Origin of the sequence: Sporomusa acidovorans (assembly GCF_900101845.1) — a bacterium.
GTDB lineage: Bacteria > Bacillota > Negativicutes > Sporomusales > Sporomusaceae > Sporomusa > Sporomusa acidovorans.
In genome coordinates this window covers 8402-21879 of record NZ_FNAM01000069.1, presented here as the reverse complement: position 1 = coordinate 21879, position 13478 = coordinate 8402, and the positions used below count along the sequence as shown (strand labels likewise).

Sequence of the window (13478 nt, the reverse complement as noted above, 5' to 3'; positions counted from 1 at the left end):
CTCTAAAGCGCAGTCAAGGACTTGGCAAACTAGCAGTTCGTGGTAAGCATAAGGTCAGCGCTGTAGTTGGTCTCAAAATAATCGGGCATAATTTCCAGCAATTCATTACCTATCTAGCCAGAAAAACCAAGGAAACAATCAAGCAGGTAGCTACGTCATTTCCTACAACACCACCTCAAGGGGTTAGTCTGTCCTTTTAACAGACGAGTAATAATTAGATCATTAATTTTAGGGGTAAGTAGCTTGGAGATGCAGCGACATATATACGTAATAGGAAAAGATGTGGCTGTAGCCGATTTAAAATTTACAGCAACAGTGATAACAAGGTCATAAATTAACTTTTCGCAGTACAATCAATTAATGGAAAAAATATTTTTTATGATTACGTTTATGTGAATTGTTGGCATATAAATGACTATGAATCGGCCGCAATGTGGAAGTTGTATTCATTAACCAATGAGGGGATTGCACTTAAAACAACCATTGGAAAATTACGAGATGAACTAAAAAAGACGGATGAAGATTTTAAGATCGGTCGCATCGAATATATCGATCATAAAAGGGTACCGCCCGTAACCAATAATAATTTATCTTTAGCCAAACCAATCTTCTATAAAATAAAGGCGTTTGAACATGAACGCGAATTAAGAGTGGCTTTTATAGACAAAAAGATATTACAAAATGCAACAACTATGTATGAGGGAGAAAATATTGAAGAGTATAAAAATCCATTATCAGGGCGTAGCATCCCTATAGACTTAACTAATCTTATTGATGCAATACATATTTCTCCGCTAGCCCCTGAATGGGTAGAAATCGTTGTTAAGTCTTTGTTGAAAAAATATGGACTCGACCCTAAACTTGTTATTTATTCCAGTATGACAAAGTGGGATTAATCCCCAGTAAAATAAAAAGCCCATCCCCAGGCCACCGGCTGAGAGATGGGCTAATTACTTTCAAAGTACCTCATGAAAGTAAAATGACACTTTCTGCTTAAAAACGCAAGTAAACGAAAAAGTCGCCCACCAGGCTAACCCCGCAGGCGGCAAAGAAAGAAAGGCTATCCACCATACAATAGTCAACAGATTTTTTTATTCAACTATGTAATGAAAAGGAAAATTCCATTTAGTAATTATTTTTAGCATTATTTTGCTATATCCTTCCGCTTGAAAAACATCATATTCATTAAACATATTTGATATTTCCTCACCTATCATATATTCATTGGGGCATCGCTTCTGAAGTTCATCTAATAATTCTTTTAAAATTATACGTTGTTTTTCTGTAATCTTTATATATTTTATATGGCCCCAATAGAGAACAATGTTGTGCACCAATGACCAAGTATCATAAATAAGTCCTACCGGCATTCCTGATTTTATCATACATAATTGTATATTAATACTTGCTTCTATCGGAGGAGGGATTGCAATAAATCCATAATCAGCGATCATTTTCTGAACAGGAATATCTTCTATCATGGTTTGTATTTTTGCTGCTAATTGTATATTTTCTGGATTCATTTTAATAAACCCATACTTGCACTTATATTTCAAGTACCCATGAGTTATTTCATGAGCAATAATTGGTTCAAATATTGACATATCCTTCTCTAATCCTGGGTTAACCCGAACTAGAATGCAGTTATCATTAGAATGATAAAATGCTGCAGGATAATTTACTATTTCATTCGTTTCTAATAATAAAGATATTTTTCGATTAGATTTACTTTCTATTCGATGTTTGTAATCTTTAAATAGTTGTGAAATAGGTAATTGACTTAAATCTATTTCCATAATAAGCCCTCTTTTAGATAACTTAGTAATTAAAATTATACCACTTTTAGTAAATTTAAGTATATAAAATACATAATAGTACATAAAAATAAACACTCCATTCATTAATAGAATGGAGCGTATCGCTACTGAATGGACTATGCGGTTATATTTACCCATTGGCTATACTTACCATCTTTTCCTTTGCTAGCCTAACAACGGTGTTACCAGCATTGGAACTACAACTGGCGGTTATATATTTAAAATCCTTATAGGTAAGCTAACAACATTGTTGACGGTGGTTAGTTTCTCGGAATGTTTTAAATTTCAAATCCTTATAGGTAAGCTAACAACTTCTCTTTCGCGTTTCCGCCATTCATAGCCATCCAGATTTCAAATCCTTATAGGTAAGCTAACAACATTAGAACATCTAGGCGAGGAAGCTACTGATCTGCATTTCAAATCCTTATAGGTAAGCTAACAACGTTGACCCGAGTGCGGCCTCTTTTATTGCTCAGCTTCGATTTCAAATCCTTATAGGTAAGCTAACAACCAGAAGTATTGCTCCCACGGTCTTGCCTTATAGATATTTCAAATCCTTATAGGTAAGCTAACAACTATGCGGATAGAATTTCATGATTTCGATCTGTTCTTATTTCAAATCCTTATAGGTAAGCTAACAACAGATTGTTCATGGTGAGCCTATGACTCGCGGCGAATAATTTCAAATCCTTATAGGTAAGCTAACAACCTTGCCGCAGTGGTCGAAGGCGGTCTGGATGCAGATAATTTCAAATCCTTATAGGTAAGCTAACAACCTATCGATTTACCGCACATACCGAAGTTCTGGCCGTATTTCAAATCCTTATAGGTAAGCTAACAACGAGGGCGCACGAATCCATGATGGGGATAAGGTGCTAAATTTCAAATCCTTATAGGTAAGCTAACAACTAACAACAGTATCGGAGCTATCCCGTGTTTTTGATATTTCAAATCCTTATAGGTAAGCTAACAACGCGGGCAATTTGTCGGTCCAATATCGCCTTGGCGGTGATTTCAAATCCTTATAGGTAAGCTAACAACATGCCTATGGTATTACCTTGCCCGGACATTACCAAATTTCAAATCCTTATAGGTAAGCTAACAACGGTGGGGCAAGTGTACAGCCTGCGGACGGTTATACATTTCAAATCCTTATAGGTAAGCTAACAACATTTTGGTTGCGGAGGGTCGAATTGCACGACAACAGTATTTCAAATCCTTATAGGTAAGCTAACAACTCATCCTCCTTTGCCCGGCCCCTTATCGGGCCTGCGAATTTCAAATCCTTATAGGTAAGCTAACAACTTTCCCATATTCATTTAGTGTATATCCAGTTATTTCGTATTTCAAATCCTTATAGGTAAGCTAACAACGTTTATCGGCACTTACGCCGGCAAGCTAATGCATAATTTCAAATCCTTATAGGTAAGCTAACAACTTGCGGGGAAAATAAAATCGTGTGGATGTTCTCGGTAATTTCAAATCCTTATAGGTAAGCTAACAACGATCAGCACACTCACGGCATTTATTTTGTTGACGATATTTCAAATCCTTATAGGTAAGCTAACAACTTAGCAAGAATGCTTTGGTGGTTCTTTGGAATGGATAATTTCAAATCCTTATAGGTAAGCTAACAACGATTCTGGACTGCGCTGCCGCCGTTTAACACTCAGAATTTCAAATCCTTATAGGTAAGCTAACAACAAGGCGTATGCGGATAAAGCGGCGCGTGAAGAGGAGATTTCAAATCCTTATAGGTAAGCTAACAACGCCGGGGTTATGCTGAAAGGAGAATCAAAATGAATTATTTCAAATCCTTATAGGTAAGCTAACAACCTGGCAGTCCATACATTTGGCCTGTGATCGTATGGGGATTTCAAATCCTTATAGGTAAGCTAACAACCAATCGAACACAAGAAAACACGGGCTTTATACTTTTTCTTGCTTTGACTAGATCCTCTTGCTCAAACTGAAACTCCGCGAAAAAGCTGAAATGTCTTGTCGTCGACCTCCTGGCATTTTTACGCTACCTTACATCGACGACATGTTTTAATCCTGGCCAAGTTTATGAAACATATTCCGGAATAACTTGGTATTTTCCTGCTGAAATTTTTGGTTTTTTACCGGGATCACCCTATAACCCTTGAGTTATTTAAGGGTGTCGAGGGGACGGAACTCCAGCCCCAGATCCACATCCTATCTCGCTGCTCTAGGAATGTCACCAACTCCGTCATCTGACATCCCCCGAAATACGCAGTGACGAAAGTTTAGATGATCAAGTCCTGCCCTCCCTTGCGAAGTCCCATAATCTCCCGCTGAGAATAACGGGTGGTCCGTAAGGTATAAAAGATTACTGAATCTTCGTTGTCAACAATAATCCTGTCCAGTTCCATTTTTAGCTTAGCCAGATTCGTCTCTGATATTTCACCTTCAAACACCGAGTTTTGCACCCAGGTTAAGTATTTCCGGCAACGTTTCAAAGCCTTTGTCACCCGTTTTTCTCCCACATCATAAACCAGGATTACAAACATAACAGTCCCCCACTTCCGCGTATTTTGTCTCAGCTGTCAGGAAGATCATCAGCTATATCGGCGATAATCGAAACACCATCCTCTCAAGCTCTCAATAATGCAATATTAACAATTCTGCTGTGTATAAATCATACCGTGACAATGCGCTTTATATGAAAGGTCTCTGCTCTCTACCATTGTGAAACGAACGGCTCATAGGCCGTCTCCCCCATCAAGTGTTTTTCCAGCTTGTACAGTTCCAGCCGGATTAGACGCCGGTAGGATACCGGACTGCCGATATCACGATGAGTTATGGTAGTTTTCAGCCGGCTTTCCATTTCTTCGACAAACACCCGCCGTCCGCTCTCCTTGAGCAGCAGACCGCCTGACTCTTTTTTAAAATCTTTCTTGCTAATCATTTTTTTACCGATTAAGGTAAAAATTACTCTATCCACCAGAATGGGCTTAAATATTTCGGCAATATCAAGATTCAAGCTGAACCTCCGGAAATTGGTCGAGTGCAGGTAACCGATCCGCGGATCGAGATGGGTTTTGTAAATTTCGCTCAATACAGTAGAGTAGACAATCGCGTTACCAAAGCTGATCAGCGTATTCATTTCATTCTTTGGCGGTCGCTTCGATCTGCCTTCAAAAATAAATTCTTTCAATCCGTGGATGGCATCGAAGGCTTTATAATACTGCTCTCTGATGTTACCCTCAATCGCCATTAGTGTCGGAATTTCCTGCGTATCTCCGATCTTTCCCCTGAGTCCCTCAATAGCTTCCAGTTGCAGAGCAACATCTTTGTCGCGGTTCTGGTAATATTTTAAGACCTGGCGAATATTTTGCGCAGCGCCGGTGACAAATTGACGAGCCAGTTGTATTCTCGCCGTTTCATCCAGATACGCTCCGGCCTGACGCAGGATCATGTAGCCGGAATTATAATGTTCTCGCGGATAAAATGTACCGCTATAGTAGCCGTAATTATTAAAATAGTGAATCATGATTTCCTTTTGCGAGCAAAACTCCAGAAAACGCTTATTGATGTCCACCTCGCCGAATACCATCAATTCGGAAGTGTCTTCAACCGGAATATATTTTTGTTCTCCCTCTTCATTCATGAAAAAAATTGTATTGTCCTTGCGCCTTAGCTGTCCGCTCGAAAAGATATACAGCGTCTTTTTCATCACTCGTCCTCCACTATGCCCAGCAGAACTCTTTATAGGCACAGTTTCTGCAAAGGGCTATTTTTTTTGCCTGCGGCGGTCTTGTCTCGGTGGCAAGCTTCCGGATGGCCGCTGTCGTTTCCGCCAGTTCCTGCTCAATATCCGCAGTCAATATAACCTCTTCCTTTTTCTTTTCTTTCGGAAAAAGCAGTTCGCCCCGCGCCTCAATGCCACGTCCTTTTAACTCCAGCAGATAAAATGCCAGTTGCATCCGGGCACTGGTTATGTATTTAGAACTTTTTTTGACTTCGCCGATAACCATGCCGTCTTTCTCCTGCCGCACAATGTCCAGACGGATATTGCCCAGGGTAATTTCTTTACTCCGATCCCTGGCATAGGTTATTTCGTGTAGAAACCGCCCCAAATCCATGTTGGCGTCATCTTCATCCGGGTTCACCTGATGCAGCATCAGCCAGACTTCTCTTTTGCAGCAGTAATAATACCAAATATGGGTGCCAGTAACAGCAAACTCCAACACATCCACCGTTTTCGCCTCCTCTTCCATCCAGTGCTAAATAAATGAATCAAACCCTTCCACTTTGCGCTTAGCTAGACCGCAAACCGGATGATAATCGCTTTTATTCAGCAGACAAGGTATCCGCTTCTCTATGTATGCATCCCGGCCTACAAGCGAAAGAGCTAAATCTGGCGGCACGTTGATGACATAGTGATTCATCAAGATCATAAAGTCTTTTTTCTCTTGAAATGTCATGCCGGTATAATAGTCCCGGTCTGCATAACGTTCATAAATTTGTTCCGGCGTCTCCAGCCTGAGACGGCGTTGTAAATCGACGAAGTGTGAAGGAAAGAAGGCTACATCTTCGGCTGTCGCCTGCCAGGGAACAAAGACCGGTAGACGGTAGGCGTCCTCGTTGCCAAACGGCATGAATTTCTGCCCCAGTTCGGGCCAGTTCCCCTCATAAGCGGCTTGAATAGCCTGCGTGCCCGCTTCATAGGTATTGTGGGCGAACATGCGCCGGTAATATTCTTTGATAAGTTCCAGCAGTTCCGACTCCTGCCACACCTCCTGCTGCTGCAGCAATTCATCCGTTAATTTCTGCAGGAAAGGGGCATAAATGCAGCCACGGGTGTTTTTTGCGCCGTTACGCAAAAATAGCATCAAGGTCAGCAAACCTATTGCTCCGCTGAAATTACGGTTTACCCTCCCTGCCGCCTGTATAATTGACGGCAACACCGGCAGCGCCCGCATAATATGGTGAAAACTGAGATCGACACCGGCCTCAAGGATCTGCGTCGATACCACATATAAACGCTTTTCTTTGGTCTCTTCCTGCTCATGGAAGGTTTTGATTTTTTCAATCTCCACCCGTTTATGCAAAGGAGCCATCATGCCGTGCAGAAGTTTCAGCGTGGTCGCGTCCACTTTTTCCGCCAGCTTCTGATAGACCAGATAGGCATCGGCAATGGTATTGACGATAACTGCCTGCGATATGGCCTGTTCCGACAAATAGCCGGTCATATAGTTGGCAATCGCCTGTTCATCCATCTTGCCAGCCTGCTTTACCTGATAACGCTCGACCTTAGCAGCCGGAGCAACAGCCAGACGCCCGGGGCGATTCTCCTGAGAAAGGCCGTAATCGAACGGCGGCATCGTAGCCGACAGAAAAATAACCCGCAGATTGTATAGTTTCGCCGCTGCTTCCAACCCGTGCAAAAAGACGTTCCAGCTTTCCGGGGCAAAAATCTGCGGTTCATCGATAATCACCACGCTGTTAGTCAAAAAAGCCCGCCGCAGGGTGTCCTGCGCCCTGCCGGGAAACAGAGCCTTGGAAAACTGCTGAAAACTGGTGCAGACAATGGGCGCAGCCCACGACTCCATCACCAGTTGACCGTCATGCAGTTGCCCTTCCTCTTCCGCTGTTTCTGCTTCGTATTCCGGTTTGTTTTTCTGACTGTCGTTTAAAACGGCCAGCGAATGATGTTCCAACACCGGTTCATTTAACACTTGCTCAAAGACACTACTGGTCTGTTCCAAAATCGACAAATATGGCGCCACATAAACCACTTTCCCGTAGTTATACTGTCTGCCCAGCCAGACGGCCAGCCGTAGCGCGGTAATCGTCTTGCCGTAACCAGTCGGCATTTCCAGCGTATATACCCGACGCAAAGGATCGGCGGCCAGTTGCCGCAGAATCTGCCGCTGCGCCTGACTGCGAACAGCCGTCAACGCCGCCTCACCAGCCGAATGGCAAAAAGCATCGATTAAGCGGTCATGTCGTTCATGCCCGGCCTGATCAAAGCTGCCACCGATAATAGGTGCCACATGAAATCGATCGCCGGCAATCAAAGCCGTCGTCAGCTCCCGCCAAAACATTAAGCGTCGCATTAATTTTCCTGTTTCGGGAAAGCGGCCTTCATCCAATGTTTCCGCCGCCTCGTCCTGAACATCCTCTAACTGAGTCGCCCACTGCCGCAGCACTGCTACCGAAAGCTCAGGCACAACAAAATCAGGATAACTCTGCTGCAAAAAAGCCGCTATTCCCGGCAAATCGAGCTGCTCCCACGGCCCGTTTTTCATCCATAACTTATCGCCAAAGCTTTTCAGCGCACCGTGATGATCGGCAATATCCCGCGCCAGCCACAGCCAAACCTGCGCATACTCCGGCCACCGCTTGTGCGACTGCAGCCAATGATAGCCGAGATAGGAAAAAAGGAAAGCTCCTTCCGGAGCATGGTTAGGGCCCTGGCGACGCTTTCCCCTGATATATTTCTGCCATTCGCGGTGACACTTCACCAGATCATGGCAGACACCGGCCAACCCGGCCAGCAGTATGATGACCGTATCGTCGGTTATTCTTTGCAGCCGGTTTTCCATGGCCGCCTTGACCGCCAGTAAATGATCAATCAGCCAATGTTTTCTCTCGCCCTCATCCGGCCGGGCGATGCACTCGGCAAACGGCACTATACTAAACATATCAAATCTTCCCCAAACGCCGCCAGTTGAAAGTCCACCGGCTCTCTCCCGGGAACAAAGCAGATCGGTTTGCCGTCTTTTTCATAGAGAAAATCCACCGACTGTTCAAAACGGCGGCCACCCTTATATTGCCGCAGATATCCGCCCGCCCGGCAATAATAGCGGTCAGGTCTAACAACGAGACGACCGATCATAGCAGTCGGCACCACCGACTTACTTTCAATTTCATCTGCCGTTGCGGCCGGTTCTACACAGGGATATACCCGGTAGAGCAGCGGCTTAGTCAGTGCATAGGCCGCCCCCAGATAAGTGGCATATACCGTCTGTTCCGCCGCCAGCGCTGCGATTAAGGCTTCTGTATACTCTTCGCCCGTGTAATAAATACGATAGGCAGGATTGACCAGCAGTTCAATCGTAGTCGGACGGTTGAACGCTGCGCCGGCGTCTTTGCCCAGCATCGACATCTGCTGCGCCACTGTCCGCACCGGCTGCAACAACTCGATCCCCACCCGGTCGGCGGTCACGAAGTCCTCAATGCCCAATATCGCACCCACCAGCCCCTTGGCGGCTGTCGGCGTAATAAAGGGATAAGTCAATTGCGTCGCTGTCGTGTCCGGACGGCGAAAATGGCCGATATTCCCTTTGACATCAAATGCAATTCCTCTCATGGCGTTCTCCTTTTACCATATCGGCTGAACAAACGGTTGGATATCGCCGCTGACGTTCACGCCGGAATGCAGCCAGATCCGGCAGCGAGCAATTTTCTCCTGTTTTTCAGCCATAACCACCAGCAGTTTAGTCAAGTCAAATGAAACATCCTGCAGAGAGGACGGCTGCTTACCCGCCGCTTTCCAGGCCGCTGCGTCAGGCGACATGGCAATCAGCTCTTCCGGGTAGCCAATACGGTAAAATGGATCGCTATACTCAATATGCACCAGAATTAACGGCTGCTGCTGACCCCGGCCTCTGGCCTGGCGGTGCTGTGTCCCCTGCCACAGAGCTCGCAACAGCAATTCCTGATCCTCTTCCGTCATTCCCGAATGCTCCGCTGCCTTAGCGTTAATTACCGCCGGCATGGCGAACACGGCAAACGGCAACGTGTAGGTTGTCCAGATCGTCCCCTGGGTCTTTCCTTCACCCTCATCGTTGGAATCGGAACTGGGCATCACCACTGTCCCCTGTACATACTGAGTATCGACTGGATGCAACGAATGCGCCCAGCCGAACTGTACCGGACCGGTCAGATTAAACTTCGGTTTGACCGAATAAACAATGCCGAATGTGCGTACATCAAAACAATGCGCTTTCAGCACACTCTTCATGTCATCCTTAGCCTTTTTCTCCTCACCGACGCTTTTGGCAATCTCTTCTGCTAAACTGCCCCGCCCTAAGAGTTTTCCCTTGTCATTAACCTTCTCCTGAACAAAAATATGATTTTTCTGCGCCGCACCGCCATTTGGCTCATAAGCGATAATAAAATCGCGCACATCGCGCTTGATGCTGACATCGCTCAGGGAAATACGGCCGTCTTCCTCCGGAAACAGCCGTCTGGCATCGCTGTCATTTAAGGGATCGCGGTTAGGGATGCCGTCCTTTACCGATTTAATAAAGACGATTTCACTGCTATTCATTGTCGCTGCCTCCATTTTCATTCTTTTTATCGGCTTTATAAAGCAGGTATCCGGACCAAAAAGCGGTCATAAACGCGTCCTTTTCCGGAACCAACTTTGCCTGACATGCAAGGAAGCCAAGCAAAGTTTCCGCCAACACCGGCCGGAAATTCGCCGCCAGCTTCATACTCCATTGTTGCGCCAGTTCTTCGCAGCGCAGCAAACCATTCTTCCAGATCATTTCCGGCGTCAGCTTGCTGCCGAATTTCATCACGCGCTGTTTGACAAAATCCTTGCCGGTTTTTTGATAATAAGAATTGGAAAATTGTTTAAGCAGCAGTCCCGCCGCGAAACCCAACTGCTCGACTGATGCCAAATGCTTCAACTCTAGTTTCCCCTGACCATATAATGATCGAAAATCATTCCAATCCGCCAATATGTTCACTCCTCCCTGCTTTTCTAAAATCTCCGCTTCATAACGCTGCAAAAAATATAAAAAACTGTAGAAAAAAACCAGTTCCTGCGCCATCTGCCAGTATTCTTCCTTATTCGCCAATTCATTCAGCCGACGGGCCGTTGTCAGCCGCAGCCGGGCGGTCCGCAGCGGTTCTTTGTGAAGAACCGCCTGTAGCGTTTCCCAGATATAGCCCGGACCAAAGGCATTGGCAAGCAAGGCCGGCAGGGTTTTCGTCTTGTAAACATCAGTTCTTGGAACACTAAAGGCATCCTGTATTTCACCTGTTTCAACCTTGACAAGCGCATCTACTATCTTTTCAATCCGGCTGGCAACGCTGGGTATCACATCCTCAATCATTGCCCGGATATGCATATTGCCGCGTGACAAATCGCCGGAGTAATACAGTATCGTCAGCCGGTGCTCATCACTAAATTCTGGAATAATTTTTTTGTTCAGTCCGGCCAGTAGCTCCAGGTGAAGATCGCTGTCACTTTGCTTTTTATTCTCTTTTTGCAACATGCGACGATATTTGGCAAAGCGCTGCTGCGAATCGCCGTCCGTGAGCGGCAAAACCAGCGGTATGCCGTAAATTGCCTCAAAACTGGATGCTTTCATATTCTTTTTGGCTTCCACGCTGGTAACCGGTGCGAACATTTCCTTCAGTACAGCGCTGGAGACCGGCACCTGGATTTCCTTTAAAAAGTTTACGCCGTAAAAATAAGAAGCATAGCTTTCTGCATCAATTTTGATGCCTTTTGTCCACTCGTTATCAGCCCAATAAATAGAACGAGGCATGTCCCAGGTGGGAGACAACCACAGCCAGGATTTATTGTAAATGGAAACGACCTCATCTTCAACGCGGTTCGTAAAGGTGGAAACCGCATTCTGCTCTTTGCCCAGTTCGGCCGCTTCGTAAAACTTGGCCAGACCGATATTCTTCAGTGTTTTCTCACCGTCAAGGTACAGGTAGTGTCCGGGATACAGTTGGCTCTCGCCGATCAGCAGCAAATTGGCGTCGTTATCCAGGCATTCTGCTCGCTGTTGAAATACTGGCAGCGTCGCATCATAGAGCATCAGGATGCCCAACTGCTTCTCCTCAGTAATCAGTTCGGCTGCTTTGGCTGCCAACAAGGCGGCAACCCGGTCCGCCAGCAATTTCTTTTTCGCCGCCGGCCACTCTCTATAATGTAGGGTAGACTGCAGCCGTGGCAAAAGAAATTCTTTCTTAAACTCTTCTACAGTCCCTAATGCTTTAATATGCGGATCATACAACAAATAACAAGGCAAGGCATAAATTCCCTGCGCATGCAGCGGATTGCCGCCGTTGGGGTAAAAAATAGGAAATGCCGTGCTGCTCTTTCCATCAACCTCAAAGTCTTCTTTGTTCTTCTCAGTTTTCACGACATTGCCTAACTCCATTTGTTGAAGGCGAAGTTCCGTCTCAGCCACTTCTACTAAAAGCACATGGCGGAAAAAGTTCTTGCAGTTTGGGCTGAGGTTGTCCGTAAGCAGCGCAATTTTTTCTCTACAAGGCATGTTCCCGTTTTTGATCGGTCGGCCTATGCGAATGATGGATTCGGCAAGCATTGCTTCACCTCCTAAAAAAATTTTATATATTGAATTATAAAATTATGATTTTCGGTAAATAATACCAGTATAACCAATAACTCAGTGCGGCATACTTAGGAGGATGACCTATGGAAAGGAGCTTCCTTCTTAATATGCTGAATATTTCATACTTGAGCAGAATCTATATACTTATATCCTTTAACCCACTTTTTATTCATTATGCAACTTACCTACAAGGATTTGAAATATATGTGATATATTTCATCTTGCAGCAGATCTAGCCTACCTAAGAGGGTGCAGAAGTAGATGGGAGAGATGTATTACATCTCTCCCATCTACTTCTACCATTTATTCTTACTTCCTGCAATTTTTCTACAAATTTACAGATTTTCCATTATACAATTCATATTTTTCTTGAAAAAAAATCATTTATCGTCCTACCAGTTCGACACAGCCAAATCCCTGGCTGTTCTTGCCGCCAATACCGGCGTCCACCGCTAGTTGCAGTAGCGACGGCGGGCCGTTCAATACCAGCGTGCCGGCATAGGCTTTGATGATCGTCTCCTTATAGACAATTAGCTTCATCTTTTGCAATCCCAGAGGCTTAACGTCGATAGTACCCGCCGGCGAATCGCCGCCGAACAGAGCACCGTATTTTTTATGGAGATTTTCATTGAACAAACGCCCGTAATCCGATTCCCCAGGCTGAAAATAAACAGTATATTTCCGCTCATCAGGCCGGAGCATTGTGCTGTAAAGTACCGCCGGCGACAGGGTTCTGACAATCGCCCTTTCCCCGTTAACCGTTAATTGGCGGGCTTGCACCTTTTCGATCATCACATTCTGCGATCCCAGCCGCATGCTGCCCCTAGTCATCAGCACAGTGACCAAGGACTGGCAGAAATCGGGCAGCGGCGAAGAAATCGTCAGCTTGACCTCCTGGTCAAATTCGATTGTCTTTTTAACCTTGTCCATGCGATAAGGTCCCTGTAGCAGGGAAAAACTAAACAACTTAAATGTCCGGCTGCCGTTCCTATAGCCTTTTTCATGCAGAAACTCGGCCAGATCTATATCAAGGGAATGATATAATGCACTTTGCACAAGGTAATTGTAACTGACCGGCAAAACCAGCCCTTTTCCATCGGCAATACGAAAATAGATATCCAAATGCATAGCTTGTCCCCCTATGCCACTGCACTGCGGAGCGGCCTTTTTCTAATTCTTCTAGAAAACTAAAAGCAATGGCATCTGTGAAGGGTTCGCCCCTTACAGGTAGGCTAACAACCCGAACACCAGAGAACCTGAGCTACCATCTCGGGGATTTCAATTCCTTACAGGTAGGCTAACAACGCTC

Annotated in this window: 11 protein-coding genes and 1 CRISPR repeat array; of the genes, 2 read left to right on the top strand and 9 right to left on the bottom strand. The window is 45.2% G+C overall.

Annotated elements, in window-relative coordinates; all coding sequences use genetic code 11:
• On the top strand, positions 1-200 hold a 200-nt coding region (locus tag BLR65_RS30225), incomplete at its 5' end, for a transposase (protein ID WP_218130675.1).
• Between the two features lie 231 nt (positions 201-431).
• A complete protein-coding gene (locus tag BLR65_RS26625; protein WP_093797530.1) occupies positions 432-896 on the top strand; it encodes a DUF2971 domain-containing protein in 465 nt (154 codons plus the stop codon).
• Between the two features lie 195 nt (positions 897-1091).
• Here the strand turns inward: BLR65_RS26625 and BLR65_RS26620 are convergent, their stop codons facing one another.
• The 9 genes from BLR65_RS26620 to cas6 form a co-directional block, all read right to left on the bottom strand.
• The gene (locus tag BLR65_RS26620) at positions 1092-1796 is read right to left on the bottom strand and encodes a hypothetical protein (protein ID WP_143122665.1); all 705 of its coding nucleotides are present in this window, start codon (positions 1794-1796) and stop codon (positions 1092-1094) included.
• A 237-nt stretch (positions 1797-2033) separates the two neighbouring features.
• Positions 2034-3720: a CRISPR direct-repeat array (repeat unit 30 nt; unit sequence ATTTCAAATCCTTATAGGTAAGCTAACAAC).
• 364 nt (positions 3721-4084) lie between these two features.
• Complete coding sequence (gene cas2, locus BLR65_RS26615; protein ID WP_093797526.1) at positions 4085-4348, bottom strand: CRISPR-associated endonuclease Cas2; 264 nt, start codon at positions 4346-4348, stop codon at positions 4085-4087.
• 170 nt (positions 4349-4518) lie between these two features.
• On the bottom strand, positions 4519-5514 hold the full coding sequence (gene cas1b, locus BLR65_RS26610; protein WP_093797524.1) for a type I-B CRISPR-associated endonuclease Cas1b: 996 nt from the start codon (positions 5512-5514) through the stop codon (positions 4519-4521).
• Positions 5515-5527: 13 nt separating this feature from the next.
• Complete coding sequence (gene cas4 / locus BLR65_RS26605; protein WP_093797522.1) at positions 5528-6037, bottom strand: CRISPR-associated protein Cas4; 510 nt, start codon at positions 6035-6037, stop codon at positions 5528-5530.
• 27 nt (positions 6038-6064) lie between these two features.
• Positions 6065-8488 (bottom strand): CRISPR-associated helicase/endonuclease Cas3, encoded by a 2424-nt coding sequence (locus BLR65_RS26600; RefSeq protein WP_093797520.1) that lies wholly within the window; start codon positions 8486-8488, stop codon positions 6065-6067.
• A complete protein-coding gene (gene cas5 / locus BLR65_RS26595) occupies positions 8476-9156 on the bottom strand; it encodes a CRISPR-associated protein Cas5 (RefSeq protein WP_093797518.1) in 681 nt (226 codons plus the stop codon). Before cas5 ends, BLR65_RS26600 begins: the two co-directional genes overlap by 13 nt.
• Positions 9157-9168: 12 nt before the next feature.
• The gene (locus BLR65_RS26590) at positions 9169-10119 is read right to left on the bottom strand and encodes a CRISPR-associated protein (protein ID WP_093797516.1); all 951 of its coding nucleotides are present in this window, start codon (positions 10117-10119) and stop codon (positions 9169-9171) included.
• Entirely contained in the window at positions 10112-12142 is a 2031-nt protein-coding gene (locus BLR65_RS26585) for a hypothetical protein (protein ID WP_093797514.1), read from the bottom strand. Before BLR65_RS26585 ends, BLR65_RS26590 begins: the two co-directional genes overlap by 8 nt.
• Before the next feature lie 411 nt (positions 12143-12553).
• Positions 12554-13297: a CRISPR-associated endoribonuclease Cas6 gene (gene cas6 / locus BLR65_RS26580; protein WP_093797512.1), complete on the bottom strand. Its 744-nt coding sequence runs from the start codon at positions 13295-13297 to the stop codon at positions 12554-12556.
• Positions 13298-13478: the final 181 nt, after the last annotated feature.